The sequence below is a fragment of the Streptomyces huiliensis genome (genome assembly GCF_020037025.1).
GTDB lineage: Bacteria > Actinomycetota > Actinomycetes > Streptomycetales > Streptomycetaceae > Streptomyces > Streptomyces huiliensis.
In genome coordinates this window covers 1-26,271 of the sequence record NZ_JAIQLH010000197.1, presented here as the reverse complement: position 1 = coordinate 26,271, position 26,271 = coordinate 1, and the positions used below count along the sequence as shown (strand labels likewise).

At 72.4% G+C, this 26,271-nt stretch carries 25 protein-coding genes and 2 pseudogenes; 13 read left to right on the top strand and 14 right to left on the bottom strand.

Annotation, left to right across the window (positions count from 1 at the left end):
- Together JNW98_RS27280 and JNW98_RS27275 are read right to left on the bottom strand one after the other, a co-directional pair.
- Positions 1 to 1,123, bottom strand: a 1,123-nt coding sequence (locus tag JNW98_RS27280) for an acyl-CoA dehydrogenase family protein (protein ID WP_223770964.1), incomplete at its 3' end; no start/stop codon positions are given.
- A gap of 26 nt (positions 1,124 to 1,149) precedes the next feature.
- Complete coding sequence (locus JNW98_RS27275) at positions 1,150 to 1,659, bottom strand: flavin reductase family protein (protein WP_223770963.1); 510 nt, start codon at positions 1,657 to 1,659, stop codon at positions 1,150 to 1,152.
- Between the two features lie 124 nt (positions 1,660 to 1,783).
- Between JNW98_RS27275 and JNW98_RS27270 the strand changes: the two genes are divergently transcribed.
- Positions 1,784 to 2,548 (top strand): FCD domain-containing protein, encoded by a 765-nt coding sequence (locus JNW98_RS27270; protein WP_223770962.1) that lies wholly within the window; start codon positions 1,784 to 1,786, stop codon positions 2,546 to 2,548.
- 9 nt (positions 2,549 to 2,557) lie between these two features.
- Here JNW98_RS27270 and JNW98_RS27265 read toward each other — a convergent pair.
- From JNW98_RS27265 to JNW98_RS27245, 5 genes and pseudogenes are all read right to left on the bottom strand, one after another.
- Positions 2,558 to 3,751 (bottom strand): annotated as a pseudogene (locus JNW98_RS27265) (3-hydroxybenzoate 6-monooxygenase); the annotation flags it as partial.
- Positions 3,752 to 3,902: 151 nt separating this feature from the next.
- Positions 3,903 to 4,334, bottom strand: a complete 432-nt coding sequence (locus JNW98_RS27260; RefSeq protein ID WP_223770961.1) for a DUF2834 domain-containing protein — start codon at positions 4,332 to 4,334, stop codon at positions 3,903 to 3,905.
- Positions 4,335 to 4,384: 50 nt separating this feature from the next.
- Positions 4,385 to 5,929 carry a flavin-containing monooxygenase gene (locus JNW98_RS27255; protein WP_223770960.1) on the bottom strand — a complete coding sequence of 515 codons (1,545 nt, stop codon included), beginning with the start codon at positions 5,927 to 5,929 and terminating at the stop codon, positions 4,385 to 4,387.
- A gap of 19 nt (positions 5,930 to 5,948) precedes the next feature.
- The gene (locus JNW98_RS27250; RefSeq protein ID WP_223770959.1) at positions 5,949 to 6,839 is read right to left on the bottom strand and encodes a 1,4-dihydroxy-2-naphthoate polyprenyltransferase; all 891 of its coding nucleotides are present in this window, start codon (positions 6,837 to 6,839) and stop codon (positions 5,949 to 5,951) included.
- Positions 6,836 to 7,567 (bottom strand): methyltransferase domain-containing protein, encoded by a 732-nt coding sequence (locus JNW98_RS27245; protein ID WP_223770958.1) that lies wholly within the window; start codon positions 7,565 to 7,567, stop codon positions 6,836 to 6,838. The genes JNW98_RS27250 and JNW98_RS27245 overlap by 4 nt, the downstream gene beginning before the upstream one ends.
- A 639-nt stretch (positions 7,568 to 8,206) precedes the next feature.
- Here JNW98_RS27245 and JNW98_RS27240 point away from each other — a divergent pair.
- Positions 8,207 to 9,463: an FAD-binding oxidoreductase gene (locus JNW98_RS27240; RefSeq protein WP_223770957.1), complete on the top strand. Its 1,257-nt coding sequence runs from the start codon at positions 8,207 to 8,209 to the stop codon at positions 9,461 to 9,463.
- An 89-nt stretch (positions 9,464 to 9,552) separates the two neighbouring features.
- Positions 9,553 to 10,839, top strand: coding sequence for an FAD-binding protein (locus tag JNW98_RS27235; protein WP_223770956.1), 1,287 nt, complete (start codon positions 9,553 to 9,555; stop codon positions 10,837 to 10,839).
- Between the two features lie 44 nt (positions 10,840 to 10,883).
- On the opposite strand, the gene JNW98_RS27230 is transcribed toward JNW98_RS27235, so the two are convergent.
- Complete coding sequence (locus JNW98_RS27230; RefSeq protein WP_223770955.1) at positions 10,884 to 11,261, bottom strand: MerR family transcriptional regulator; 378 nt, start codon at positions 11,259 to 11,261, stop codon at positions 10,884 to 10,886.
- Positions 11,262 to 11,336: 75 nt separating this feature from the next.
- Between JNW98_RS27230 and JNW98_RS27225 the strand changes: the two genes are divergently transcribed.
- Positions 11,337 to 12,065, top strand: coding sequence for an SDR family oxidoreductase (locus tag JNW98_RS27225; RefSeq protein WP_223770954.1), 729 nt, complete (start codon positions 11,337 to 11,339; stop codon positions 12,063 to 12,065).
- 81 nt (positions 12,066 to 12,146) lie between these two features.
- Here the strand turns inward: JNW98_RS27225 and JNW98_RS27220 are convergent, their stop codons facing one another.
- Both JNW98_RS27220 and JNW98_RS27215 read right to left on the bottom strand, forming a co-directional pair.
- On the bottom strand, positions 12,147 to 13,388 hold the full coding sequence (locus JNW98_RS27220; RefSeq protein ID WP_223770953.1) for an IS701 family transposase: 1,242 nt from the start codon (positions 13,386 to 13,388) through the stop codon (positions 12,147 to 12,149).
- A gap of 211 nt (positions 13,389 to 13,599) precedes the next feature.
- Positions 13,600 to 14,661: an aldo/keto reductase gene (locus JNW98_RS27215; protein WP_223770952.1), complete on the bottom strand. Its 1,062-nt coding sequence runs from the start codon at positions 14,659 to 14,661 to the stop codon at positions 13,600 to 13,602.
- Between the two features lie 120 nt (positions 14,662 to 14,781).
- On the opposite strand from JNW98_RS27215, the gene JNW98_RS27210 reads away from it, so the two are divergent.
- Complete coding sequence (locus JNW98_RS27210) at positions 14,782 to 15,612, top strand: helix-turn-helix domain-containing protein (protein WP_223770951.1); 831 nt, start codon at positions 14,782 to 14,784, stop codon at positions 15,610 to 15,612.
- A gap of 191 nt (positions 15,613 to 15,803) precedes the next feature.
- Here the strand turns inward: JNW98_RS27210 and JNW98_RS27205 are convergent, their stop codons facing one another.
- On the bottom strand, positions 15,804 to 16,319 hold the full coding sequence (locus JNW98_RS27205; RefSeq protein ID WP_223770950.1) for an EF-hand domain-containing protein: 516 nt from the start codon (positions 16,317 to 16,319) through the stop codon (positions 15,804 to 15,806).
- A 211-nt stretch (positions 16,320 to 16,530) separates the two neighbouring features.
- Here JNW98_RS27205 and JNW98_RS27200 point away from each other — a divergent pair, with 211 nt between their 5' ends.
- Together JNW98_RS27200 and JNW98_RS36710 are read left to right on the top strand one after the other, a co-directional pair.
- Positions 16,531 to 17,070 (top strand): hypothetical protein, encoded by a 540-nt coding sequence (locus tag JNW98_RS27200; protein WP_223770949.1) that lies wholly within the window; start codon positions 16,531 to 16,533, stop codon positions 17,068 to 17,070.
- 135 nt (positions 17,071 to 17,205) lie between these two features.
- Positions 17,206 to 17,565, top strand: a complete 360-nt coding sequence (locus JNW98_RS36710) for an SH3 domain-containing protein (RefSeq protein ID WP_223770948.1) — start codon at positions 17,206 to 17,208, stop codon at positions 17,563 to 17,565.
- 65 nt (positions 17,566 to 17,630) lie between these two features.
- On the opposite strand, the pseudogene JNW98_RS27190 reads toward JNW98_RS36710, so the two are convergent.
- A pseudogene (locus tag JNW98_RS27190) lies at positions 17,631 to 18,843 on the bottom strand (IS30 family transposase).
- Positions 18,844 to 18,921: 78 nt separating this feature from the next.
- Positions 18,922 to 19,188, bottom strand: a complete 267-nt coding sequence (locus JNW98_RS27185; protein WP_223770947.1) for a YciI family protein — start codon at positions 19,186 to 19,188, stop codon at positions 18,922 to 18,924.
- Positions 19,189 to 19,290: 102 nt separating this feature from the next.
- On the opposite strand from JNW98_RS27185, the gene JNW98_RS27180 reads away from it, so the two are divergent.
- Positions 19,291 to 20,184, top strand: a complete 894-nt coding sequence (locus tag JNW98_RS27180; RefSeq protein ID WP_223770965.1) for a LysR family transcriptional regulator — start codon at positions 19,291 to 19,293, stop codon at positions 20,182 to 20,184.
- Between the two features lie 216 nt (positions 20,185 to 20,400).
- A complete protein-coding gene (locus JNW98_RS27175; protein ID WP_223770946.1) occupies positions 20,401 to 20,760 on the top strand; it encodes a hypothetical protein in 360 nt (119 codons plus the stop codon).
- Positions 20,761 to 20,826: 66 nt separating this feature from the next.
- On the opposite strand, the gene JNW98_RS27170 is transcribed toward JNW98_RS27175, so the two are convergent.
- Positions 20,827 to 21,720 (bottom strand): chitosanase, encoded by an 894-nt coding sequence (locus JNW98_RS27170; protein WP_223770945.1) that lies wholly within the window; start codon positions 21,718 to 21,720, stop codon positions 20,827 to 20,829.
- A gap of 259 nt (positions 21,721 to 21,979) precedes the next feature.
- Between JNW98_RS27170 and lanL the strand changes: the two genes are divergently transcribed.
- From lanL to JNW98_RS27155, 4 genes are all read left to right on the top strand, one after another.
- Positions 21,980 to 24,787 (top strand): class IV lanthionine synthetase LanL, encoded by a 2,808-nt coding sequence (lanL, locus tag JNW98_RS27165; protein ID WP_223770944.1) that lies wholly within the window; start codon positions 21,980 to 21,982, stop codon positions 24,785 to 24,787.
- Between the two features lie 81 nt (positions 24,788 to 24,868).
- On the top strand, positions 24,869 to 25,039 hold the full coding sequence (locus tag JNW98_RS27160; RefSeq protein WP_223770943.1) for a hypothetical protein: 171 nt from the start codon (positions 24,869 to 24,871) through the stop codon (positions 25,037 to 25,039).
- A gap of 2 nt (positions 25,040 to 25,041) precedes the next feature.
- The gene (locus JNW98_RS36325) at positions 25,042 to 25,173 is read left to right on the top strand and encodes a hypothetical protein (protein WP_263421260.1); all 132 of its coding nucleotides are present in this window, start codon (positions 25,042 to 25,044) and stop codon (positions 25,171 to 25,173) included.
- Between the two features lie 454 nt (positions 25,174 to 25,627).
- The coding region (locus JNW98_RS27155) for a lanthionine synthetase LanC family protein (RefSeq protein ID WP_308015672.1) at positions 25,628 to 26,271 on the top strand (644 nt) is incomplete at its 3' end.

Below are 26,271 nucleotides of genomic sequence, written 5' to 3'. Positions count from 1 at the left end.
GCCGGCCGGCCACGCTCAGGTCGCGCCAGATCCGCTGCAGCGCGTTGGCGTCCGCGAAGGAGCCGGCGCCGTGCACGTTGAGCAGCGTGTTGACGGCGGAGAGCAGGTTCTCGATGGCGTGGCCCGCGTCGGCGCGGACCCGGGCCTTGACCAGGAGGTCGAGGGTCTCCCCGCGGGCCGCGGCGGTGTCGAGGTCGGCGGCGGCCCGGCCGATGTGGAGCTCGGCGGTGTCGATCCGCATCGCGGCCTCGGCGACCTGCAACTGCACCCCGACCGACTCCGCCTGGGTCGCGTAGTAGGTGTAGGCGATCGGCTTGCTCGCCGCCTTCTCGGTGACCAGCTTCAGCGCGGCCCGGGCCATGCCGAGTTGGGGGCCCGCCAGGCCGACGGCCAGGAAGGGGGCGAACGCGATGCGGAAGAGGCCGGTGGGGCCGTGGTCGGCGGGGACGTCCCCTTCGAGGGCACCCGGCACGGACATCACCCGGTGCTCGGGGACGAGGACGTCCTCGGCGATCACGCAGTCGCTGGCGGTGCCGCGCATGCCGGCGACGAACCAGGTGTCCTCGAAGCGCAGTTCGTGCCGCGGTATCAGGGCCATCGCCTGGTCGGTCACGGTGCCCTCGGCGTCGGTGAGCGGGATGCCGACGACGGCCCAGGTGGACTGCGGGGCGCCGGAGTTGTAGTACCAGCGGCCGGATACCCGCCAACCGCCCTCGACCCTGCGGGCGGTGGCGGTCGGGCTGAAGACGCCGGTGACACGGGCGTCGGGGTCGGCGCCGAAGACCTCCTCCTGCGCCTGCTCGGGGAAGAGGGCGGCCAGCCAGTTGCAGGTGTTGACGACCGCGACCACCCAGGCCGTGGAGCCGTCGCCCTCGGCCAGCGTGGCCGTCACGTCGAGCAGGGTGCGCACGTCGGTCTCGTGTCCCCCGAAGCGCCGCGGCGTGGTCAGCCGGAACAGCCCGGCCCGCGTCAGCTCGTCGACCACGTCGTCGGTCAGCCGCCGGTCCGCGTCGATCCGGGCGGCGTGCTCGCGCAGCAGGGGCCGCAGCGCCTCCGCCCGCGCGACGAACTCGGCACCGGTCGGGGCGGCGGACGGTACGGGTCGGGTAGCCGTGGTGGTCATGCGAAATCTCCTAACAGCAGCGTGTTTCAGCAGTTTTCAGCGCGGGTCGGCGTGGGTCGGCGCGCGAACGCGGAGTGGGTGCCGAACGTGCGGTGGCCGTAGACGAGGGGCGCGGCCCTGGATGTGCGGACGTGGGTGACGTCGCCGAGGAGCAGGAGGTGGTCGCCGCCCTCGACCGCCGAGCGGAGCCCGCAGACGAGCCATCCGGGGGCCTCGGTCAGCCGCGGCAGTCCGTGGTCGTACGTCCAGGGCGCCCCGGACGCGGCGAAGCGGTCGGGCAGCCGGCGGGCGAACGTCCTGGCGGGCTCGTCCTGGTCGCTGCCCAGCACGTTCACGCCGAACCGCCCGGTCGCGAGGATGCGCCGCAGGACGTCGGAGGACCGGTCGAGCGCCACCGACACCATCGCGGGCCGCAGGGAGAGTGAGGCGAAGGCGCTCACGGTGACCCCGTACGGCGTCCCGTTCTCGGCGGCCGTCACGACCGTCACCGGTGCGCAGACGCCGGCCATCGCGTCGCGGAAGTCCTGCTCGCCCATCGAGTCCTGGCCCCCTTAAACCATCATGATGATTATGGTGATCATGCATGTGGTTTACGAAAGGCGTCAAGGGGTGCGAGGCTATTCACCATAATCATTTCCACCAGGGCGCCGAGGAGACACCGTGGGAACCACCGACCACCGCGCGGACGGGCACGCCGAGCAGCGCGACGGCGCCGACCTGCCGGCCCTGTGCCGCGCCGACTGGGAGCGTGCGTCCGCCCCCTCGCGCGCCGAGACGGCCGCCGACCGCGTCGCCGAGCGCGTCGCCCGCAGTCGGCCGGGGGCGCGCCTCGGGACCAAGGAGGAGCTGCGGGCCGAGTGCGGGGTGTCCGTCGGGACGTTCAACGAGGCGCTGCGCCTGTTGCAGACCCGCGGCCTGGTCACCGTGCGACCGGGGCCGGGCGGGGGGCTGTTCGCCGCCCAGCCGCCCCAGCCGCCCCCGCCAGCCCCGGCCACGCCAAGGGACGCCTGGGCCGAGGCGCTGGACGGGCAGCGGCCCGAGGACGCCCGCCGGGTCCGCGACGCCCTGGACCCGCTGCTCGTCGCGGACGCCCTGTGGCACGCCTCCCCCGCCGACGTGGCCGAGTTGCGGGGCCTCTTGGCGCCGCTGGCGGAGGCGGCGGACGCCGCCGACCCGGCCGCCTTCGCCTCGGCCGACCGGCGTCTGCGCGCCCGTCTCGCCGCGCTCAGCCCCGGCGGTCTGCTGCGTGCGCTCTACGACGGCCTGCTGCCGCTCGCCGAGCGGGCCGAGACCGACGCCGCCCCCGGGGGCCTGCGCGCCCGCCTCGACCGCAGGACCGCCCTGGTCGACGCCCTGGACACCCGCGACCGGGAGCGGGCCCTGCGGCTGGCCGCCGACGGTGACGGCCAGGGCACCGCGGGCTGAGCCCCGCGCTCAGTGCGGCACGGCGAACTCCCGGGCGCCGTGCAGCCAGGCCACCCGCTCGTACAGGTCGTCCTCGCCCAGCGCCCGCAGCATCGCGTCGCGGGCCAAGGCCGCCGCGCCGGCGGGGTGGTAGAGCTCCTCGCCCATCCGCCGGGCCAGGAGCTGGATGCGCGCGGTCCGTTCGCGGCGTGCGGCGTTGTACCGCTCCAGCCGCCGCGGCACGTCACCGGCGGCTCCGGGGCCGGCGCCCGCGAGCACCTCGCCCAGCACCACCGCGTCCTCCAGGGCCTGGCAGGCCCCTTGGGCGGCGTACTGGAGCATGGCGTGGGCGGCGTCGCCCATCAGGGTCACCCGGCCGTCGGTCCAGACGTCCACGGGGTCGCGGTCGCAGAGGACCCATTCGCGCCAGTCCGCGCCCAGTTCGAGCAGCCGGCGCGGGATGCGCCCCAGGTTCCGGAAGCGGTGCAGGACGAGGTCCCGGGCCGTCCGGCGGCCCGCGACCGGTTCCCGGGCGCCGTCGTCCAGCGTGGCGGCGAGGTTGAGGTAGCGGCCGTTGCCGATGACGTAGTGGACGAAGTGCCACTTCGGCCCGGCCCACAGGGTCACGGCGTTCCACCGCAGGCCGTCCGGCACCTTCTCGATGGGGATGACCGAGCGGTAGATGGTGTGGCCGGAGACCCGCGGCGGGCCGTCGCCCACCAGCCGGGCGCGCACGGCCGACCGGATGCCGTCGGCGCCGACGAGCAGGTCCCCGCGGTACGTCCGGCCGTCCGCCGTCGCGACCGTGACGCCCGCCGCGTCCTGTGCGTACGACCGGACGTCGGCGCCGGCCACCAGCGTGACGCCGGCGGCCGCGCGGCACGCCGCGAGCAGCGGTTCGTAGAGGTCGACGCGCTGCACGACGGCGTACGGGTTCCCGAACCGCGCGCGGTACCGCGCGGTGAGGGGCATGGTCGCGAGCGGCCTGCCCGAGACGCCGTCCATGAGGCGGAGGGCGTCGACGAACACCGCGCGCTCGCGCACGGTTTCGCTCACGCCCAGGAGCGCGAGGGCGTGGAACGCGTTCGGGCCGAGCTGGACGCCGGCGCCGATCTCGGTGAACGCCTCGCCGCGCTCCAGGACGGTCACGCGGTGCCCCTGGCGGGCCAGGGCCAGGGCGGTCGCGAGGCCGCCGATGCCACCGCCGGATACGACTGCGTGGGCCGTGTGTGCCGCGTGGGCCGTGTGTGCCGCGTGGGCCGTGTGTGCCGCGTGGGCCGTGTGGGCTGCATGTGCTGAGTGGGCTGAATGTGCTGCGTGTGCCATTACCGTCCGCGCTTCCTCGTGCTCCGCCTCCGGCACCGTCCCGCGCGGCTCACGAGGCCGTCCCGGTCGCCGTCCGCCGACCGGTCCCGCCACCCGCGGGCAGGTCGTCGCCACCGCCCGCCGCCGCGATCCTCAGCTGGCGTACGAGCATGAACAGGCCGTAGCTCGCGATCAGGGCGAGGAGCGGGGCTCCGACGATGTACGCCCAGACGTGCCGGATGCCGAACCGCCGCCCTTCGACGATCATGTAGGCGCCGAGCGCGGCCCAGGTGAGGACCAGGTCGGCGTAGATGAACCGGGATGCCAGGTTGGCGGTGGCGTCGCGGAGGAAGTCGGTGACGACTCCCGTGGGTCCGGAGTCCGCGTGGCCCACGACGAAGGCGACGGCCAGCGCCCCCATGACGCCGGCGCCCACCAGGGCCGTGGTCCCGTACAGCACGCACAGGGCGCGGTCCCGCCCCTGCACCTCGCGAAAACGCATCGCCTTCTGCCTCCTGGCGCTGGTGGTGGAGCGGTCGGCCGGCCGCGGGGTCATCGTTCGTACCGGTAGTCGTCCAGGTCGAAGTGGCGGGCGCGCCAGGCCGCTTCGACGGTGGAGGCCGGGCGGACGGCCGGCGCGTCCCCGCGCTCGTCGAGGTAGTAGGTGTTCGATCCCTTGCAGCTGGGGTCGAGGAACACGGTGTCCCGCTGCCGGCGCAGGGCCCTGCGGAAGGAGCGGTCGTGCCGGTCGGCGCGGACGACCGCCTGCGTGGCGCGCCGCCGCCGGGCCTCCTTGATGACGCGGAGGGCGTGGGTCACCTGGTAGTCGATCATCCCGAACCAGGATCCGCCGGTGAAGGAGTAGGGGCCGACGATGAACCACAGGTTCGGGTAGCCCTTGACGGACGTCCCCTCGTAGGACTGGAAGCGCTCGGTCCGCCAGAACTCCTTGAGGTCCCGCCCGCCTTGGCCGTGCACCGGGAACGGCGGAAGGTTGTCGAGCACGTGGAAGCCGGTGGCCAGGATGAGGACGTCGAACGTCTGCTCCTCGCCGTCCGCCGTCCGGATGCCCGTCTCGGTGACCTCGGCTATCGGTTCGGTGACGAGGTCGACGTTCTCCCGGGTGAAGGCGCGCCAGTAGCCCTTGGCCAGGGACGGCCGTTTGCAGCCCACGCGGTAGGACGGGGTGAGCTTGCGCATCAGCTCGGGGTCGCCGCCGACCTGGCGGCGCAGGTAGGCGCGGGACGCGGCCTCGGTGGCCCGGAGCAGGAACGGGAAGCGGCGGTAGTGGACCATCGCGACGACGAAGGCGATCTCCGTCGCCGCGTCCGTGAGCAGCCGGATCGCCCGCTGGGTGGCGGGGACCCGCGCGAAGACCCGGCGGAGCGCCTCGGGGATCGGGGCGTCCGGCTTGGGCAGCAGCCAGATGGGCGTGCGCTGGTAGACGTGGAGCCGCTCCACGCGGGGCGCGATCTCGGGCACCACCTGCACGCCGGAGGCACCGGTGCCGACCAGCCCCACGCGGCGGCCGTCCAGCGCGAGCTCGGGGTCCCATTCCGCGGTGTGCACGAGGTCGCCCTTGAACCGGTCGAGGCCGGGAATGTCCGGTGTTTTGGGCTTGGTGAGCCATCCGGTGGCGCAGACGACGAAACGGCCGGTCAGGGAGGTGCCGTCGGCCAAGAAGACCCGCCAGAAGTGCGCCTTCTCGTGGTATTCCGCGCGGACGACGCGGGAGTGGCAGCGCACGTGGGGCCGGAGGCCGTGGGTGTCGACGCAGTGGTGCGCGTAGGCGTCCAGTTCCTCTCCCGGGGGGAACACCCGGGACCACGACGGGTAGGGGTCGGAGGCGAAGGAGTAGGAGAACGCCGAGATGTCGACGGAGATGCCGGGGTAGGTGTTGGCGTGCCAGCTGCCGCCGATGTCGTCGCGCTCCTCCAGGAGGAGGAAGTCGGTGATGCCGGCTTTGCGGAGGCCGATGGCGGTTCCTATGCCGGAGAATCCGGCACCGATGACGAGGACTTCGTGGTCGGGCGTCTCGGGGGCGGGCGCCTCGTGGGTGCCTATGTGGGAATCGGGTATGCCGGGGTCGGAAATCATCGCTCCACTCCTCGGTGGGTCACAGGGCCTGGCCGATCGCCTGCAGGGTTCCGAACGCGAGCAGCAGCAGGCAGGTGTGCTCCAACGCCGGGATCAGCGCCCGGCCGGCAGCTCCGCTCAGCACCCTGCGCACCGGGGAGACGGCGAACGGGACGGCGCCGAGCACGAGCAGCGCCCACGGGTGGGCGAGGGCCGGCAGGAGGGCGGAGACGAAGGCGCCGGCGACGCAGCACACGTAGAACGCGCGCGTCTTCGCGACGCCCAGCCGCACCGCGAGGGTGATCTTGCCGGTGGCGGCGTCGGTCGGGATGTCGCGCAGGTTGTTGGTGGTCAGCAGGGCGCAGGCGAGCAGGCCGACGGGTATGGATCCGGCCAGGGCCTCCCAGGGCACGTGCCCGGTCTGGACGTAGACGGGGGTGCAGACGAAGACGACGCCGTGGTAGAGGAAGATGCTGATCTCGCCGAGGCCGTGGTAGCCGTACGGCCGGGAGCCGCCGGTGTAGAACCAGCCGCCGAGCGCGATGAACACGGTGACGGCGAGCAGCCACCAGGAGACCGTCACGGCCAGGTACAGCCCGGCCAGGGCGCCGATGCCGTACAGGACCGCGCCGTGCCGGAAGACCTGCCGCGGCGTGGCCCGTCCCGAGCCGACCACCCGGGTGGGGCCGGCCCGGTGGTCGTCCACGCCGCGGATGCCGTCGCTGTAGTCGTTGAAGAAGTTGGTGCCCAGGACGAAGCCGAGCACGAGGACCACCGTCAGGACGGCGCGCGGCGCGTCGAGGGGGCCGGACGCGTGGGCGATGGCGGTGCCCACGGCCAGCGGCGCGTAGCTGACGGGGAGGGTCTTGAGCCTGGCGCCGATCACCCAGTTGTGGACGGCGCCGGCGTGGAGGTGCAGTGGCAGCGTCACTTTTTGGTTCCCGCGCCCAGGTAGAGGACCGATGTGGACTTGGTGCGCACGATGCGCACCGCTTCGAGCCGTCCGGCCGCATAGCGGGCCATGTCGCGCAGGCGCGGGCGCAGGCCATGCAGCCTGAGCTCCACGCCGTGCAGCCGGGCGGCCCGGACCAGCCGCTCGCGGTTGACGAAGAGGCGGTGGTCGTGGGTGCCGCGGGGCGGGTGGCCGGGGATCGGGACGTTCTCGGCGAGGGTGACCGAGACGAAGCGGGCGGCCCTGGTGTCGGCGATGGTGTCGACGACGAGGGTGCCGCCGGGGCGCAGCACCCGGCAGGCCTCCGCCACCACGGCGAAGGGGTCCGGGACGTGTTCGAGGCACTGGCCCGCAGTGACGACGTCGAACGACGCGTCGCCGAACGGCAGGCCGGCGGCGTCGGCCCGGACGGTCTCGGCGTAGCCGTGCCGGCGGGCTTCGCGGAGCGACAGCTCCGACAGGTCGGCGCCGACCGCGCGGTAGCCCTTGGCGACCGCGTGCGGGCCGAACAGGCCGCCGCCGCAGGCGATGTCGAGCAGCAGGGCGCCGTCGTGCCGGGCGGCCGGTACGTAGTCGGCGCGGGCGCGGGCGATCCACCCCAGCGGTGCGAGCGCGCCGCGCGGGTCCCACCACTGGCCGGCGAGCCCGTCGTAGTCGGAGATGAAGTCCTTCCTGATCCCCGGCAGGTGTCCGTTGTGCGCAGACAATTCGGTGTGCCCCCTTTTCGCTTCCTTCGCTTCCTTCGCTTCTCCCGCTCTTGGGTCGCGGCCTCGTCGACGGGCGCGCGTGCGGGCCCCGGCTCACCACAGGAAAGGTGGGCCCGGTGTCGGAAATCGTGAATCGTGAAATCACCTGTGTCACACCAGCCACGGGAGGCTTCTGCCGTGCTGCGGCACAGGGGGAATGTCGGACCACCTTAGACAAGGCGCCCCCGCCGCACAACGGTTGAAATAAAACTAACAGGAAAATGCCAGCCCCCGTCGCCAAACCCCTGACGTCCTGACACATAACCACCTGAGCAGTTGGCGGATACATGCATGCCGGTTTTCGGCGGGATGCGGACGGTTCGCCAGGTCACCCCGTGGTGCGCGCGATCCGGTTCGTGGTCTACGGTGACGGCCATGACCACCGGTCCTGACGTGGCGTCATGGTGGCGTTCGCCCCTTGCCGGCCGGCCTCATGCGCCACATCCGCTCTGACTGGCTCTGAGCGACACCCGCATCCCTGAAAGCGGATTTCGTCACCACGCTTCACCGCAGCAACAGAGGTTTTGACCGCCACAGCGGAATCAGAGACCGGAAGCGGAAAGCGATTCATCAAACGGGCGAGACGAAAGGCGAAGCCAAGTGCACAAGTTCAGCCGGGATTTCGGACGGACCTCCGTCATCACTCCCGAGCGGGTGGTCCGGGAAGGCGACGACGGAACGATCGGGCACCTCATGCGGCAGGCGGCCACGTCCGGCCGCGAGACGGCCGTCCGCGGGGCCGGCCGCTCGTGCGGTACCCAAACGCTCTCCTCCGGGACCGTCCTCGACAATTACCGCCCCGACAGCACCCCGCGGTTCACGGGGGACGGCCACTTCGTCGCGGCCCCCAGCGGGATCACCTGGCTGGAACTGGAGAAATGGCTGAACCGGCACGGCCGTTCCAACCCCGTCCTCCCGAGCTACCTCGACATCACGGTGGGCGGCAACCTGTCCGTCGGCGGATTCGGCCTCGCGTCCGTCCGTTCCGGTATCCAGAGCGACCAGGTGCGGGAGATCGAACTCGTCGACGGAACGGGCCGCGCGCTGCGGTGTTCCGACCGGGAGAACGCCGAACTGTTCCGGTTCGCCCTCGGCGGACTGGGGCAGGTGGGCTTCATCAGCGAAGCGGTGCTGCGAACGGTTCCGTACCAGCCCGTCACCCGGGCGTCCAGAATTCCGCACACCGGCCTCGACGAGCTCGTCGGCTTCATGCGGAACGGCGCCCAAAACCCCGGGGTGGCCAGTTACTTCGGCATGTACGACCGGACCGACTGGTACTCGTACGTGTCGTACGACGCCGACGCCCCGGATCCCGGGGATTCGGCACCGGTGCTGCCGGTCCCCGACTACATGCTGTACAGCCACCGCGAAACCGCGAGGAAACTCCACTATCTGCTGGAAGAGGACACCCATGCCAATCTGTGGGTGGACCACGTCCTCGACGAGTCTGCGTTCCCCGGATTCTGCGCGCGGGTGGAAGAACTGACCCGTGCGTACCCGCTGTCCGAAACCCTGGTCGCCCTCTACTTCCTGGTGATCCGGCGCCCCCCGGCGGCCACGCCCTTCGCCCTCGCGCCCGTGGTCGACGCGCCCGTCCAGTACCTGATCGGCGTCTTCACCGCGGCCGGCCGGTCGGATTCCCGCGCGATCTACGGGACGAGGCGGGTGCTGCGGGAACTGCTGGAAGCCTGCGCGGAGGACGGGGGCCGCCCCTACCTCTACGGAGCCCACGACTTCGACGCGGAGTTGCTGGAACGTTTCTACGGCGCCCCGGCCCTGCACCGCCTGGAGGAACTGCGCGCGGAGCTTTCGCTGACGCACTTCAACCGGCGCGCGTTCGGCGGGTTCAGGCCGTGACCACAGACGGAGACCGTCCGGCGGAAGGCCGCGGACGGTTCGTGAAAGCGGATGGTTCGGGAAAGCAGACGGTTCGGGAAAGGTGTCACATGACGCGAGAATTCGGCAGCGACTTCGGGCGCTCCCGCTTCGTTCCCCCCGCGGCGGTTGTCCGGGAGGGAACGGACGGGACCGTCGAGGACATCATGCGGCGGGCCGCCGCCTCCGGCCGGGAGACGGCCGTGCGCGGCGCGGGCCGGTCCTGCAACACGCAGACGCTCAGTCCGGGGACCGTTCTGCACAACGCCCGCGGCGACGCCGAGCCCCGGCTCGCGGCCGGCGGGCGGCTGGTCGAGGTCCCGAGCGGCATCACCTGGTACGAGCTGGAGACCTGGCTGAACCGGCACGGCCGCGCCAACCCGGTCCTGCCCAGCTTCCTCGGCCTCACGGTGGGCGGCACGCTGTCCGTCGGGGGCTTCGGCCTCGGCTCGATACGGTCCGGCCTCCAGGCCGACCAGGTGCGGGAGATCGAGCTCGTCGACGGAACGGGCCGCGTCCTGCGGTGTTCCGGCGAGGAGAACACCGAGCTGTTCCGCTTCGCCCTCGGCGGGCTAGGCCAGGTGGGCTTCCTCCGGAAGGCGGTACTGCGCACGGTCCCGTACCGGGACGCCGCCCGGGTCTCCCGGATCGAGCACGCCGGCCTCTCCGACCTCGTGGCCTTCATGCCGCGGATAGCCGCCGAGCCGGGCGTCTCCGGCTACTTCGGCATGTACGACCGGACGTCCTGGTACGCGCAGGTCTCCTGGGCGGCCGACGCCTCCCCCGAGCCCCCGGAGCAGTCCGTTCCCGACTACCCGCTGCGGCTGCACGACGAGGTCGGGCGGCACCTCTCCCCGCTGCTCCAGGGCGAGACCCACACCAACCTGTGGGCGGACTACGTCCTCGACGAGGCGGGCCTGCACACGTTCGCGGCGACGCTGGAACCCCTGCTGGACGCGTCCCCGCTGACCGACACCCTGGTCAGCCTCTACTTCCTGGTGATCGAACGCCCGGCGCCGGCCGCCCCGTTCGTCTTCGCTCCCGTGCTGGACGCGCCCGTGCTCTACGGGGTCGGCGTCTTCGCGTCGGCGCCCCGGTCCGACGACCGCGCGGTCTCCGCCACGCGGCGGGTCCAGCGGCGGCTCCTGGAGACCTGCGCGGAGGCGGGCGGGCGGCCGTACCTCTACGGCGCCCACGACCTCGACGCGGACCTGCTGAAACGTTTCTACGGCGCCCCTGCCCTGCACCGCCTGGAGGAACTGCGCGCGGAGCTTTCGCTGACGCACTTCAACCGGCGCGCGTTCGGCGGCGTCCGGCCGCCGGCGGTACAGGACCCCTCCGGTACGGCGCCTCTCTAGTACTCCAGCCGTAGATCGCTGGTGCGCCGTCCGACCGACCGCACCTACGGGTGCGTGTCCGTGATCGCGATGATCTCATCGAGGCGGTCCAGGGCGGTCTGTAGGTCGTCGACCTTGGCCTGGATACGGTCGCGCTCGGCGCGCAGCATGGCTCGTTGCTCGGCGTCGGTGTGCCCGGAGTCCCAGCACGGAAGGAGTTCGGTGATCCTTCGGCTGGTGAGGCCGGCGGCGAACATCTGCTGGAAGAAGCGCACCAGGGCGACTGCGTCCTGCCGGTAGAGGCGCTGGCCGGATGGGCTGCGCTCCGCGATGAGCAGTCCTTGCTGCTCGTAGTAGCGCACGGCGCGTACCGAGACGCCGGCGCCCCGCGCCACCTCGCCGATGCGGACCAGCCGCTCGGCCGCGGCCTGCGTGACGGTCATGGTGATTCCTCTCACCCCGGTCCTGACGACCAGCACTTGCCTCTGACGTCAACGTCAGGTTTTAGCGTACCGGGCATGGATATCAACAACTCAGTTGCCCTTGTCACCGGAGCCAACCGCGGCCTGGGCCGCGCTATCACCCAGTGCCTGCTCGAACGGGGCGCCCGCAAGGTCTACGCGACGGCCCGCCGACCGGAGACCGTGGACCTGCCCGGGGTCGAGGTGCTGCCCCTCGACATCGCCGATCCCGCATCCGTGAGGGCTGCCGCCGAGGCCGCCCCGGACGTCTCGCTGCTCATCAACAACGCGGGAATCAGTACGGGGACCGACCTGGTGACCGGTTCGCTGGACGCGGTGCGGCACGAGCTGGAGACCAACATGTTCGGCCACCTGGGAATGATCCGGGAGTTCGCGCCGGCGCTCGCCAGGAACGGCGGGGGCGCGATCGTCAACGTCCTCTCCGCCATGTCGTGGTTCGGGAGCAAGGGTGCCAATGCCTACCACCTGACCAAGGCCGCCGCCTGGGCCATGACCAACGGCGTCCGCCTGGAGCTCGCCGAGCAGGGCACGCTCGTCACAGCGGTACACCTCGGCCTGGCCGATACCGACATGGCCGCGGGCTGGCCCGTGGACAAGATCGCTCCGTCGGACCTGGCCGACGCGGCGCTCGACGGTGTCGAGGCGGGCTCCGCCGAGGTCCTCGCCGACCAATGGAGTCGGGACGTCAAGTCCCGGCTGCCGCTGACGCCGGAAGAGTTCAACGCCGCAATGGACCGCGCCCTGGCGGCGCTGATGGCGGCCTGAGGGGTCCCTCGGGCCGCACGGACTTCGGCCGGCTGCTTCTGAGGTCGGTCAATTGATACCCCATCCGCCAGTTGTGGATCTTCATGCTGTGGCCTCGTGTCGGCGGTAGTGGCAGTTACGGGCTCGGGCCTGGTGTCGGCGGCGCCATAGGGACCAGCGCAGGCGATGGTCGCGCGGGTCGCCCGGTGACGCTGCGGGCAGGGCGAAAAGTCGTTGGATCTCGTTGCAGGTGAGGGCGATGAGCCCGTCGGAGGCAGGGCGGTCGTGATGCTCGCCTGCGCGGACGGCGGCGAGGAAGGCGTGCGCGAGCATCGCGAGGGTCACCCACCGCAGCCAGGGGGTGTAGCGGCGGACCTGGTGTTCGTCCAGGCCGGCGAGGCCCTTGCCGGCCTGGAAGGTCTCCTCGATCCTCCATCGGGTTCCGGCGACGCGGACGAGGACGGACAGCGGCACCGGCCGTGGGCTGAAGCAGCGGTAGTAGGCGAGTTCGCCGGTGGTGCGGTTGCGACGGATCAGCAGCTGGCTGGCGCCCGTTGCATGGGAGGGATTCACATCGGCGGCGGCCCAGTCGTAAAGACGCGGGCCCTTCGCACCGGAGCCTGCGGACAGTCGCTGCCAGCCGCGTCGGGGCACCTTGCGCATGAGCGTGTCGGCGCGGAACTTCCCGGCGGGAGTCGGTACTTCGGTGCGACAGGAGACGGCCATGACGTATCCGCTCCCGTGCGCGGCGATCATCGACAGCAGGGCGGGGTTGCCGCCGTAGACCTCGTCGCCGGTGACCCAGCCGACGCTGTGGCCGCTCGCCCAGAACCGCTTGAGCATCACGGCGGCCAGCTGCGTCTTGGTGGCGAAGTGCACGTCGTCGGGATCCAGGCCCGCCGCGCGGCACCGCTCGGGATCCTCGGTCCATGTTCGGGGCAGATACAACTCGCGGTCCACGGCGGCGTGTCCACGCGCAGTGGCGTGCACGAGGTAGACCGCGACCTGGGAGTTCTCGATCCGCCCAGCGGTTCCGGTGTACTGGCGCTGCACCCCGACGGTCGCGTTCCCCTTCTTCACGTCACCGGTCCCGTCGACGACCAGGACGGCCTGCTCGGTGCCGAGGTGCTCGACTACGTACTCGCGCGGGTCATCGCGGATCGCGTTCGCATCCCACTTGGCTCGCTCCAGCAAGTGCTGCATCCCGTCCGGCGTGGGCTCACCGGCCCATTCCGCGATCGTCCAGCAGTTCTTGCGCGGCAGGTCGGCGAGCAGACCCCGGACGAACTTGCCTACCCTGCACCGAGGTTCAGAGCGGGCGAACCGCCCGGCTATCCGTGTCATCAACCCCTCGAAGTGCTCGTCCCAACGAGCAGGGCCTACGCTGTGACCTGCGGCCACCGTCTGATCTTCTGCCTTCACACACCGGTGATCACCGGCGGCCGCACCTGTCTCCGCACCACCCAGCCTTCAAGATCCACAACTACGGCTGGAGTACTAGGCCGTGCCATGGCTTGAGAATGCGGGCGTGCGCAGCGGATTTCACGCTCAGACCTCAGCGGCGTGGCTCGATCGTCAGGTCGCCCGAGTTCATCGTCCGCCCCCGTTCGCCGGCGAGGAAATCGTGGGGGAAGCCGAGGCTGATCGCGCTGGCCTGTTCGAGGCGGGCGAGTTGGGCAGGGGTGAATTCGATGTCCAGCGCGCCCAGGTTCTCCTCCAGCTGCGCGGGAGTACGGGCGCCGACGATCGGTGCCGTCACGTCCGGGTTCTGCAGGGGCCACGCCAGAGCGATACGGCCGGGGGTCGTGCCGTGCTCGGCTGCGATGTCCTTCACGACGTCCGCGAGGGCGAGGCTGCGCTCGGTGAGCGCGCCGTTGGCCAGGTTGAACCCCTTGCGGGTGCCGTCCGTATCCGGCTTCGGAGCGGTCAGGTCGGCCCGGCTGTACTTGCCGGTGAGCAGGCCGCCGGCCAGAGGGGAGAAAGCGGCCACTCCCAGCCCCATTTCGCGCGCCATCGGGAACAGGTCGCGCTCCCCGCTGCGTTCGGCCAGGTTGTACTCGGTCTGGAGCGCGACCAGCGGTGACCAGCCGCGCAGATCGGCGATCGTCTGCATGCGCGAAACCTGCCAGGCCGGGACGTTGCAGATTCCCGCGTACAGGACCTTGCCCTGACGGACCAGGTCGTCCATGGCGCGCAGGAACTCCTCGACCGGCGTCATGGCATCCCACACGTGCAGGTAGAGCAGGTCGAGGTAGTCGGTGTTCAGGCGGCGCAGACTGGCTTCCACAGAAGCGAACATCGCCTTGCGGTGATTGCCCCCCGAATTCGGATCGCCGGGACGGCGCAGCGTCGAGAACTTCGTCGCCAGTACCAGTCTTTCGCGGTTGTCCCGGGCGAATGCGCCCAGCAGCCGCTCGGAGCTGCCGCCGGTGTAGGTGCTGGCGGTGTCGATGAAATTGCCACCGCGCTCGACGTACAGATCGAACAGTTTGCGCGCCTCGTCGGGTTCGGCGCCCCAGCCCCATTCGGTACCGAAGGTCGCCGCTCCCAGTGCCAGCGGGGAGACCCGCAGTCCGGAGCGGCCCAGCAACCGGTAGGTGTCCAGAGTGAGCGACATCGTTTTCTCCTGTGCCAGTGGTCCATTGCCGGAACCAAGCCTGGCGCCGCCGCGGCCCCGGGGTAAGGGAGAGGTCTTCCTGGGAAAGCCAGTCCCACCCTGGCGTTAGCATCGGACGCGATGACCCGCACCGTGGACACCACACAAGAACTGGCCGTGTTCCTGCGGACCCGGCGCGAACGCCTGGCCCCGCACGACGTCGGCCTGCCACTGCGCGCGCGGTCCCGGCGTACCCCGGGACTGCGCCGCGAGGAAGTCGCCGAACTGGCCGGCGTCAGCATCGACTACATCGTGCGACTCGAACAGGGCCGGGGGCTGCGGCCCTCGTCGGACGTGGTGAAAGCGCTGGCTCATGCACTGCGCCTGACCCCCGACGAACGCACCTACCTCTTCGACCTGGCCCGGCGACGCCCCCGCCACGCGGGCGATCCCGCTGTCGAGGCGTCGCCGCAACTCGCCGCGCTGGTGGCTGATTTGTCGCCGCTGCCCGCCATGGTGATGAACCACCGCTACGACATCGTGGCCTGGAACGACGAAATAGCGAAGCTGCTCCTCGATTTCGACGCGCTGCCGTCGTCGCAGCGCAACGCGATGTGGCTGTGCCTGATGCACCCGGGAATGCGTGACGTCTACGTCGACCGCGAACGCGTCGTACGGGAGGGAATCGCGCACCTGCGCGCCGCATGGGCCGCCCACCCGGAAGACCGGCAACTGGCCTCCCGTATCGACGAATTCATCGCTCGTGACGCGGAATTCGCCCGATTCTGGGCCGAGCGGGACGTCAAGGTGAACGGCCGCGGGCGGAAGGTGTTGCGGCATCCCGTCGTCGGCGTGATCTCCGTCCATTTCGAAGTGCTCATGCCGATCCAGGATGCGGACCAGCGACTGGTGATCTACCGCGCCGCGGACGACGAGAGCCGCTCGGCACTGGACCGGTTGCGCTCGCGGTGATGGTCTGCTCCAGTACCTGACGGAGCGGCTGCTGTGGTCTCGTCCGGCTGGTTACCCGGTGACCTGGCCCCCCACCACCACCCGCGCCGGGGCGGGCGGTGGCGCCCGCAGGCTCAGGCCGACGCCGCGGGTGACATCGACTGGCGTGTCAGCGTCGGCTCCACTGTCGTTCGCGCTCCACGGGGCACCCCCTAGTACAGGACCTCCCCCATCGGCGAGTCGTCGCCGACGACATAGGCGCGGATGGCGGCCAGGTACGCGGCGCGGGCGACGCGGCCGTCGCGGTCGGTGTCCAGCGCGTCGAACGCGGCGGCGGCGTTCTCCGGTGGGTTGTTCAGCGCGGTGCGCAGGGCCGTGAACTCCTCGGCGTCCAGGGCGCCGTCCGCGTCCGCGTCGGCGAGGTCGAAGAGGGCTCCCAGGGCGAACCGGCAGACGTTGTCGAACTTGTCGGCGTCGACCCACGCGGCGTACTCGTCGAAGGTCAGCCTGCCGTCGCCGTCGGCGTCCATCGCGCCCCAGGCCCGGGCGCCCTCCGCGCGGGCGGCGGCGACGAGCGGGTCGTCCTCGGTGCGGCCGGTGGCCGCCACGGTCCGGTCGATGCGGGAGAGGTAGTCGTGCCGCGTGACGACCCGGTCGCCGTCGGCGTCCATCATCGCGAACACGCGCGCCCGGGCGGTCGTCGCGGCGGCGGTGGTCGTACGGCTCACTGAGGTTCTCCTTCTGCTGTTCAACGCCGGTTCGTCCGACCCTCCCTACCCGGCCCGGCCCGGGTGCCAATCCGTCCGTCGGGAGGAGGGGCGCGTGCGTCGGCGCGGCGGGACGGGCGGGCGCGGGTGTCGCGCCCCGGGGCGCCCGGGGCGGGCGGTCCGGGCGTGGGTAGGTGAGCCCTCTGACGTATCGGGACGTTCGGGAGGTCGCATGTTCGGTAGGCGGGGTACGGCGGTCGTGCTGGGATCTCTGGCGCTGGTGGTTTCGACGTTCGTGGCAGCGCCGGCGGGCACGGCCGGTACGGGGGCCGACGACGGGTCCGTCACCTGCACCGGCGACGCCACCAGCCGTTACGATCCACCGCTCACCCTCCAGCCCCGGCGCACCCGCAACATCGCGGAGGTGCGCTACAGCTGCACCACCGGCCCCGGCCGTACCGTCCGCGCCACGAGCACCTTCGTCTCCACCGCGCCCTCGGCGTCCTGCCTCTCGTACTCACCCGCGAACGGCACCGAGACCGTCCGCTGGGCCGACGGCGCCCGGTCGGTGATCCGCATCGACAGCGCCACCGTCGTCCGCGTCGCGGGTTACCTGATCTCCGAGCAGTCGGGCAGGGTCGTCGAGGGACGCGGCAGGGGCCACGCCGTGCGCCGCTCGGTGACCGCGTCCTCCCGTCAACTGCCCACGGACTGCCTCGGATCCGGCCTCAAGGGCACCACCAGCGGGGTGCAGCTGGAGATCCTGCCGTAGCTCCCCCTCCCCCGGCGGGCCGTCCGAGTTGTGGCAGGGACGTGACAAGATCGTAAGCGGAAGGGGCTTTCCCGTCTCTTAGGGTGTTCGCGCGGCGTCCGCCGCATCGAACGAGTACCACCTTCCGGAGGATCCGTGCGTCGAATATCCCTCGCACTCACCACCGCCACCCTCATCGGCGCCGCCGGCGCCCTGGCCGTTCCGGCGCAGGCCGCCGTCCCGGCCGGTGCTCCGCGGGCCGCCACCGTGGCGGCCAAGGAGTGCCACGAGGACAACGCCATGATCTACACCGACGGCACCCGCCTGCGGACCAAGGCGAGCACCTCAGGCGCCGTCAAGGGCCAGCTCTACTTCAAGGACCCGATCCGGATCCTGCGCAAGTCGGGCAGCTGGGACTACGTGCAGCTGAAGGCCAAGAGCAAGGGCGGTCTGGCCAAGGGCACCCGTGGCTGGGTGGCGCACAAGAACATCATTCCGCCGTTCTGCGGCTTCTGACGCGCCGAGGGGCCCCGGCAGACCCGGCGGTTTCTAGGGATCGTCGCAACACCGGGTTGGTTTGATCAGGCTGCGAGCAGTTTATGCAGGCGCTCGGCTGGGGTTTCCCAGCCGAGCGTTTTGCGTGGTCGGCCGTTGAGTTCGGCGGCGACGGCGGTCAGGTGCTCGCGGGTATGGACCGAGAGGTCGGTGCCCTTGGGGAAGTACTGCCGCAGCAGGCCGTTGGTGTTCTCGTTCGAGCCGCGTTGCCAGGTTGGCGGGGTCGCAGAAGTAGACGGGGACGTCGGTGGCGAGGGTGAAGGAGCCGTGGGCGGCCATCTCGGCGCCCTGGTCCCAGGTCAGTGAGCGGGTCAGGTGGCCGGGCAGGCTCTGGACGGTGTTCACCAGGGCGTCGCGCATGCGTTCCGCGCTGCGGCCGTCGGGGAGGTGCACCAGCATCACGTAGCGGGTGGCGCGCTCGACCAGGGTGCCGATTGCCGAGCCGCTGTCCTTGCCGATGATGAGGTCGCCTTCCCAGTGGCCGGGCACGGCCCGGTCGTCGGCCTCGGCGGGGCGCTCGCTGATCATGACCATCGGGGTGGAGAACCGGGCCTGACGCTGCTGGGCCTGGCGGTGCGGTTTACGGCGGATGCGTCCGGTGCGCAGGGCGCGGGCGAGTTCGCGGCGGAGTTCGCCGCGGCCCTGGACGTAGAGGGCCTGGTAGACCGTCTCGTGGACCACGTGCATCTCCGGCCGCTCGGGGAAGTTCGCCCGCAGAGCCTGACAGATCTGCTCGGGACTCCACCGTAGGTCCAGGTGGACCTGGATGAAGTCCCGCAGGGCAGGGTTCTGCCCGATCTTCCCGGTTTTGGGCCGGGGCCGGCGGGCATCAGCGCGGACCTGGGCGGCATAGGGCCGGTACTGGCCGTTGACCGGATGCCGGTTGCGGCGGATCTCACGGCTGACGGTGGACGGGCTGCGGCCCAGCTCCGCCGCGATGGCACGGATCGTGGCCTTCTCCCGCAGCCGGTCGGCTATGTGGATGCGGTCGGCCTCGCACAGATACCGGGACGGTCCGGAAGGCGGTACCACCGTATTGACCGGTGGTACCGCCTTCCGCCCGCCAGAGGCATGACGGCCGTTTCGCCAGCGCTTGCCTGTGCGGAGGTTGATGCCGACGATCCGGCTGGCCTCCGCGAAGCTCGTTCCCTGATCCACAAGCCGGAAGTATTCCTCCCGTTTATGGATCAAAGGAGCATGCCCCGGACGCTTCCGTACCCCGCCGCTCTCGACGTCCATCGCACCCCTTGAACTGGGGTGTTGCGACGACCACTAGAACCCAAGCACGAGTGCGGGGCCCCTCCCCCTGCCCCCCTGTCACCCCTCCCTCGTCCACACGGGCCGGAAGCGGAGGATCTCGGCGGTGGCGACGCCGCTGGTGACGAACGGGTCGGAGGCCACGGCCGCCTCGATCTCGGCCGGTTCGCCGTCGGCGACGACCAGCCCGCCCGTGCGCGGCTCCAGCGGCCCGGCCAGCCGCGCCAGCCCCATGGCGAAGACGCCGTCGGGATTCGCGTAATGGGCCTCCTTCAACTCGTCGATCCTCTCCAGCGGGGCGCGGTAGCGGAACACGATCACGTACATGCCTCCAGTAGGCGCCATCACCCCGGTCCCGCGCCAAGACCGACCACTCGGGGAGGGGCATAGGATAGGGCCTATAACAGCTGATCAGGATGGGTGTCCGGGATGCTCGGGGTGGAGGGGGAGCCGGGAGAGGACGCGTTGGCGGGCGTCGAGCTGCGGCAGCTGCGGTACTTCGCCGCGGTCGCCGAGGCCGGGACCGTCACGGAGGCGGCCCGGCGCCTGCGCATCGCGCAGCCCAGCCTCAGCCAGCAGATCCGGCGGTTGGAACGGCGCGTCGGCACCCCGCTGTTCCGGCGGCTGCCGCACGGCATGGAGCCCACCGAGGCCGGGCGGCTGCTGCTGGAGGGGACCGGACGGGCCTTCGACGAGCTGCGCTCCTCCCTCGCCGCCGCCCGCGCCGTCCCCCTGACGACGGCCGTCGGGGTGTGCCGGGGCGTGCCGCAGTCCGTCCTCGCCACGGCGGAGGAGATCATGGCGTCCGGCCGGCGCCCGAGGTTCGCCTACCGGCAGGCCGAGTCCGGGCGGCAGGGCGAGCTGCTGCGCCAGGGCACCCTGGCGTTCGGCATCCTGCGCGGGCCCGTCGACACCTCCGGCCTGACCGTGCGCGCCCTCGCCGACGAACCGCTCGGCGTCCTGCTGCACGCCCGGCACCCGCTGGCGGAGCGGCCGGAACTGGTCTGGTCCGACCTGTCGGACCAGCGCCTGCTGTGGTTCCCGTCCGAACGGGCGCCCGGTTACGCCGCGGAGGTCCTCGCGCACGCGGCCGCGCGCGGGTGGACGCCGGAGACGCTGGTGGACTCGGACGGCGGCCACAGCCTCTTCCGGCACCGCCTCATCGGCGACGACGGACTGGTCGCCCTGCGCACACGCGCCGGTTCCCTCGGCGACCCGGACCTCGTCTGGCGTCCGGTCGGGCCGGAACCGCCGCGCGAGCGGCTCCTGTTGGCCGCCGCGGCGCGTACGCCGTGGGCCCGGCTCGTGGCCGCCGGTTCCTGAAGCATCCGCCAGGGGGCCGTGGGACGCCACGTCCCGTAGGCGGAAGCGGCGGCCACCACGTGGCCGCCCCCGTTCCCACGCCGTGTGGGACTCGCACCCGCCCGCGCGGTACGCGCCGGAGACCCCACTCCAACGCGCCCGCGGTGGCCGCTTCCTGGGTCACCGGCCCCGCGCCCACCATGAAGGGCAGGAACCCGGAACGAGAAAGGGAAATCCGTGAAGTCAAGGCATTTCCTCCGCGTCCCGGCGGCGGTGATCACCGCGGGACTGCTGCTGGCCGGCACGGCCGGAGCGGCCTTCGCCACTCCGCCGGACGACTCCCCGAGCGCGTCGAGCAGCGCGACGGGCGGTGCGCCGGGTGGCGCGGTGAACGACGACGAGGCGAACGAGGACGCGAACAAGGAGGCGCTGGACTCCTCTTGGAAGGCGGACGGCTGGTACCGCAGCGAGCACGAGTGCAAGGACGCGGGCAAGAAGGGGAAGCAGCAGGGCAAATGGCACGATTACCGCTGCAAGAAGGAGGAGCGGCACCACGGCCACTACGACTACTGGTGGCACCTGTACTACCGCCGTTGAGTGACGGCGACATGTCGGAGCGGGGTTCCGCGCCCGGGTCGGGTGCCGCGGGACCCCGCGGACGCGTCACTCGTCGATGCGGTACGAGTCGCCGTACACCTTCCACTTCAGCGGCGGCTCCAGGCCGAAATTGCCGTCGTTCAGGAAGACGCGCTGGGCCGTGTCGATCCGGCTGGTGTCGCTGTGTGCCTTCTCGGCCTTCATCACCTTCCTGCGGGCGTCGAGGAAGGCGCCGAGGTACGCCTTCTCGTCCCCGCCGCGCGCCGGCGGCCTGGCCTTCTTGAGGGCGGCCTTGCGGATGCCACCGAAGCTGTCCTTGCCGTCACCGGGTCCGTGCATCACCATCGCGTCGTAGTAGACGAACTGCCCGAGGATGCGCAGCCCGTCCTCCTTCGCCTGCCGCACGGCGGGGTCGAAGTACATGCGGTCGCGCAGGTCCTCCTGCGCGTCCTGGAACGCCTTGTCCCGGGCGGCCTTGTGCCACGCTTCCTCGAAGGGCTTGCCGAGGCCGGTGTGCGAGTCGGAGCCGTTGGCCTTGCGCAGGGCGGGCAGGAAGGGCGCGAGCGGGTTGCCGGGCTTCTTCGCGGTGTACTCCTCGACCAGTTTCAGCATGTCGCCGGTGCCCGAGGTGAAGCCGATGATGCCGCCGGTGTAGCCGCGGCCGTCGTCGTAGGGCTCGATGTAGTCGAAGTACCGGCGCCATTCGAGCGAGGAGTTCTCCGCGCTGCAGACGAGCCGCATGGCGATGTCCTTCTTGTGCGGGTCCTCCAGCCCGGCCGCGGCGGCGGCCGGTATGCGCGGGTCCCCCGGTCCGGACGCGGCGGCCGGGGCCGTCGGGGACGCGGTGACGGCCGAGGCGGCCGAGGCGGCGGAGGTCCCGCCGAGGACGAGGGCGGGCAGGGCCAGGGTCATCCCCGCGAGGGCGGTGAGCGGGAGCTTCTTCGTCGTGCGCTGCGGCATGCGGATCTCCGTTGCTGATGCGGCGTCAGGGGACGGTGGTGCAGCCGGTGGACGGCTCTCCCGGCTGTCAGGACGCATTGAAGCGGTTTCGTCACTTCCGCCACAAGGGCCGATCCGCTTAAGTACGCGTAAAGGGCGCGGAAACCCCATCGTTCCGCCGTTTTCGGCCAACTCGCCGCGCGGGCGGGCGTGCGGTGTCCCGCAAGACCGTTCCGGCGCGGGTCTCGACCGCGGCGGGCGTCCGTGCCACGCTCGCCGTGTGACGGTGAGCCTCCAGGCGAGCTACCGGTCGGTCGTGCTGCGCGTCCTCGGAACCGGGCGGTCCGGGTGGACGCTGCGGGACGGTGAGACCTGGTGCATGGTGCGGCCGGTGGGACACCGGTCGCGGCGGCAGGGCTGGAAGCTGCACGTGTCGGCGACCGTCGAGTCCGCTCCCCGGGTCCTGGAGGCGGCGGCGGGCATCCTGGTGGCCCACGGCTGCGCCTTCAAGTTCGCGGTGTCGCCGCGGATCACCGCCGACCTCACCTCCGTCCGGGCGTCGCGCGAGCACTCCGGCAAGTTCCTCACCGCCTACCCGGCCGACGACGGGCAGCTGCGCACCCTCGCCGAGGAACTGCACCACGCCACACTGGGGCTGGCCGGCCCCGCGATCCTGTCCGACCGGCGGTACCGGCCGGACAGCCTCGTCCACTACCGGTTCGGCTGCTTCGCGCCGCCGCGCGAACTCGACGACGAGGGCTTCTACCGGGGGCGGCTGCGGGCCCCGGACGGCAGCCTCGTCGCCGACGAACGCAACCCGTGGTTCTCGCCGCCCGCCTGGGCCCGGCCGCCGTTCGACCCGCCGGCCCGGCCGGCCGGCTCCCGCGGCCGTGGTGACCCCGTCCTGCTCGCCGGCCGCTACCTCGTCCGCGAGGCGGTCCGCCACTCCAACCGCGGCGGCGTCTACCGCGCTCTGGACCGGCGCACCGGGGAGGACGTCCTCCTGAAGGAGGCGCGCGCCCACGTCGGCGCCCGGCCCGGCGGGACGGACGCCCGCGACTGGCTGCGCTACGAGGCCGAGGTGCTGGCGCGGCTGGCGCCGCTCGGCATCGCCCCGGCGCCCCGAAGCGTCTTCACGGCCGGCGGCCACGTGTTCCTGGCCGAGGAGCTGATCGACGGCGAGAACCTGCACCGCTGGTCGGCGGAGGAGGCGTCGCGGAACGGCGGGCGGCTGCCGGCCGCGACGGCGTGGCGCCTCGCCCGCGACCTGACCCGCCTCGTCGGTGCGGCGCACGCGGCCGGCTTCGTCCTCCGGGACCTCAAGCCGACCAACGTGGTGATGCGGCCGGACGGCACGCCGGTCCTCGTCGACCTGGAGTGCGCGGTACGGACCGGGGGCACGGCCCATGTGGCGGGCACCCAGGGCTTCACCGCTCCCGAGTACCTCGCTCTGACCAGCACCGTGCCCGTCCCCGGACCGGAGGCGGACTGCTTCGGCCTGGGCAGCACCCTCCTCCACGCCGTCACCGGGTTCAACCCGCTGCTCGCGCCGGACTCCGGACCGGAACGGCCCGCCGGTGACCGGCTCGCCGTAGTGGTCCGGGCGGCGGCCGCGGACCGCCCCGCGCTGCGCGCCCTCGCCCCGCTGGTCCTCGGCCTCACCGCCGAGGCGGCGGACCGCTGGCCGCTCGGGCGGGCCGCCGCCTTCCTCCGCGCGGAGGAGCCCGGGGGGACCGAGGTGCCCGGGCCCGTCCTGGAGGGCGCGGCGCTCGACCGGCTGCTGGACGACGGGCTGGCGCACATCGCCGCGACGGTGACACCGCATGAGACGCACCTCTGGCCCCGCCCCCGGTCGCTGCCGGAGGGCGACCCGTGCAACGTCCAGCAGGGCGCGGCGGGCGTCCTGGCCGTCCTCGACCGGGCCGTCCGCACCGGCCGGGCGCCCGGGCTCGTACCGCTGCTGCGTACGGCGGCCGACTGGATCGCGGCCCGGCTGGCGCTCCCCGGCCGGGTGCTGCCCGGGCTCTACTTCGGCCGCTCGGGCACGGCGTGGGCGCTGTACGACGCGGCGGTGACCCTCGGCGACCCGGAACTCGCCGAGCGGGCCCGCTCGTTCGCCCTGCGCATCCCACTGGAGTGGGACAACCCGGACGTCTGCCACGGCCTCGCCGGCGCCGGGCTCGCCCAGTTGCACCTGTGGCACGCCACCGGCGACGCGCGCTTCGCCGAGCGGGCGTCGCGGTGCGCGGACGGCGTGCTCCGCCGTACCGCGGCGGCCGACGGCGGGGTGGACTGGCCGCTCGGCCCGGAGCACCGCCGGGAGCTCGCGGGCTCCGCGCTGTACGGCTTCGCCCACGGGGTCGCCGGCCACGCCGCGTTCCTGCTCGCCGCGGGCCGCGACCTCGGCCGGCCGGAACTCGTCGACATCGCGGTCGGCGGCGGGCACGCCCTGTGCGCGGTCGCGGAGTGCCGCGGTGACATCGCCGTGTGGCCCAAGGGGCCGGGCCGTACGGAACGGACGGGCCTGGACTTCTGGTGCAACGGCGCCTCCGGCATCGGCACGACGCTCGTCCGGCTGTGGCACGAGACCGGCGAGCCGCTGTTCCGCGACCACGCCGAGCGGGCGGCCCGCGCGGCGTACGCGGACCGCTGGCGGGTCGGCACCGGCGCGTGCCACGGCGTGGCGGGGAACGCCCAGTTCCTGCTGGACGTCGCCGAGCTGACCGGTGACGCCGGCTACCGCGTCCGGGCCGCGGAGGCCGCGTTCTGCCTGTCCGCGCGGGCGGCCCGGCGGGACGGGCGGCTGCTCGTCCCCGACGACACGCTGCGCGAGTTCTGCGTGAGCTACCAGGTCGGCCTGGCCGGCGCCCTGGACCTGCTGCTGCGGCTCGCGCACGGGGGCGGCCGCCCGTGGATGGCCGACGGACCGGGCGGAGGGGGTGAGGCACATGGAGGTGACGGTGGTGACCGTGGAGTCGGCGGAGATGGTGGAGATGGTCCTCCGGTTGCAGGAGCTGCCGGAGACGGACGAGGAGCGGCTGGAGCCGGCCCTGCACTGCCAGGTCAGCCTGACGACCAGCCGCTGTGACACCGACTGCTGCACGGACACGCCCCGCTGCCAGGAGTGACGCCGTGCCGGAGACACTCACGCGAAGAAGGGATGACGGCCATGGAGGACAGCGTCCTCGAACTCCAGGAGCTGCCCGAGGCACAGGGCGCGGCACACGAGCCGTGGATGTGCTGCGACACCGCCCGAGACCAGCTGGGGCATCACGGACCCGCCGCGCTGCCCGCCCTTCTGACGGCCCGCGGCCCGGCTTTCCGCAGGGGAAGGAGGTGAGGATGATGGAGGACGCCGTTCTGGAGCTCCAGGAACTGCCCGAGACGGACGAGCAGGCACTGGAACCGGACATGTGCTGCGACACCGACCACACGAGTGGCCAGTGCACGGACCCGCCGCGCTGCCCGCCGTAAACCGCTCACCGGTTCCGCGCGGCCGGCTCGCACGAACACGGCCGACCGCGCGGAACCGCCACCGGCGCGGGGGCGGCACTCCGCGGGGCCGTGCTCGGAGCGGGAGTTGACGTGATCGGCTCGGTGTGGACGCCGTGCCCGGCTGAGCGGTACTTCCTGGCCGGCGCCGGAGGGATCCGTGGCCGACGTGGCCGGCGGACGCGGGCCTCATGACCGACGCCGGGCGCATCCGGTGACCGACGGCCGCGGACCTCGTGACCGACGCCGGACGCGTCCCACGACCGACGGGACAGGGCTCCCTGGCTGATACCGGGCGCGTCCTACTACCGGCGGGGCGCGGACCCGTTCACCACCGCCGGACGCGTTCCATCACCAACGACGTGGCCCCGGCCGTCGCCGGGCGCGTCCCACGCCCGACAGGACACAGCCCCCCGACCAACCCCGAACGGATCCCGTGACCGACGCCGCCTGGACCCCAGTGCTACCCGCCCCCGCCCGCGCCGTCGTCCTCGACCGCCTCGCAGCGGCCGCGCGGCCGCACCGCGTGCCGCATCGCGTCCGCCCCGATCTGGCCGACGGCGGTGCGGGGCTGGCCCTCGCGTTCCACTGGCTGGACCGGGCCCTGCCCGGCCGGGGCTACGGGGTCCTCGCCGAGGGCTACCTGGCCGCGGCGCTGCGCGGCTACGCACGGGTCGGCGCCTCCGCCGGCCTGTTCGGCGGGGCGGCGGGGCCGGCCTTCGCCGCCTGGTCGCTGTCCTGCGACGAAGGGGCGCCGCACCGCCGCGTCGTCGCCGAGGCGGCCGCGCGGGCCCGGCGGGCGGCCGACGGCGCTCGGTCACCCCGGGACGTCGACGTCGTCTCGGGCCTGACGGGCGCGGGCGCGTACCTGCTGTGCCGGCGCGAGGAGCCGGCGGCGGCGGACGCGCTGCGCGCCGTGCTCACCGCGCTGGCCGGAATCCGGGTCCCGGACCGGCCCGACCCGGGGGTGGCGCACGGGGTCGCCGGCCCGCTCGCGCTGCTGGCGCTGGCCCTCGGGGAGGGCGTCGCCGTCCCGGGCCAGGGCGCGACCGTGGGCCGGCTGGCCGCGGTGCTCGCCGC

Excerpts from the sequence above, each read along its gene's own strand:
- JNW98_RS36325 (WP_263421260.1), top strand. The coding sequence starts at position 25,042 with ATGATGGAGGACGCCGTTCTGGAGCTCCAGGAACTGCCCGAGACGGAC.
- JNW98_RS27225 (WP_223770954.1), top strand. The coding sequence starts at position 11,337 with ATGGATATCAACAACTCAGTTGCCCTTGTCACCGGAGCCAACCGCGGC.
- JNW98_RS27230 (WP_223770955.1), bottom strand. The coding sequence starts at position 11,261 with ATGACCGTCACGCAGGCCGCGGCCGAGCGGCTGGTCCGCATCGGCGAG.
- JNW98_RS27200 (WP_223770949.1), top strand. The coding sequence starts at position 16,531 with ATGTTCGGTAGGCGGGGTACGGCGGTCGTGCTGGGATCTCTGGCGCTG.
- JNW98_RS27210 (WP_223770951.1), top strand. The coding sequence starts at position 14,782 with ATGACCCGCACCGTGGACACCACACAAGAACTGGCCGTGTTCCTGCGG.
- JNW98_RS27185 (WP_223770947.1), bottom strand. The coding sequence starts at position 19,188 with ATGTACGTGATCGTGTTCCGCTACCGCGCCCCGCTGGAGAGGATCGAC.
- JNW98_RS27220 (WP_223770953.1), bottom strand. The coding sequence starts at position 13,388 with ATGACACGGATAGCCGGGCGGTTCGCCCGCTCTGAACCTCGGTGCAGG.
- JNW98_RS27170 (WP_223770945.1), bottom strand. The coding sequence starts at position 21,720 with ATGCCGCAGCGCACGACGAAGAAGCTCCCGCTCACCGCCCTCGCGGGG.
- JNW98_RS27235 (WP_223770956.1), top strand. The coding sequence starts at position 9,553 with ATGACGCGAGAATTCGGCAGCGACTTCGGGCGCTCCCGCTTCGTTCCC.
- JNW98_RS27260 (WP_223770961.1), bottom strand. The coding sequence starts at position 4,334 with ATGCGTTTTCGCGAGGTGCAGGGGCGGGACCGCGCCCTGTGCGTGCTG.
- JNW98_RS27160 (WP_223770943.1), top strand. The coding sequence starts at position 24,869 with ATGGAGGACAGCGTCCTCGAACTCCAGGAGCTGCCCGAGGCACAGGGC.
- JNW98_RS27275 (WP_223770963.1), bottom strand. The coding sequence starts at position 1,659 with ATGGGCGAGCAGGACTTCCGCGACGCGATGGCCGGCGTCTGCGCACCG.
- JNW98_RS27215 (WP_223770952.1), bottom strand. The coding sequence starts at position 14,661 with ATGTCGCTCACTCTGGACACCTACCGGTTGCTGGGCCGCTCCGGACTG.
- JNW98_RS27255 (WP_223770960.1), bottom strand. The coding sequence starts at position 5,929 with ATGATTTCCGACCCCGGCATACCCGATTCCCACATAGGCACCCACGAG.
- JNW98_RS27180 (WP_223770965.1), top strand. The coding sequence starts at position 19,291 with ATGCTCGGGGTGGAGGGGGAGCCGGGAGAGGACGCGTTGGCGGGCGTC.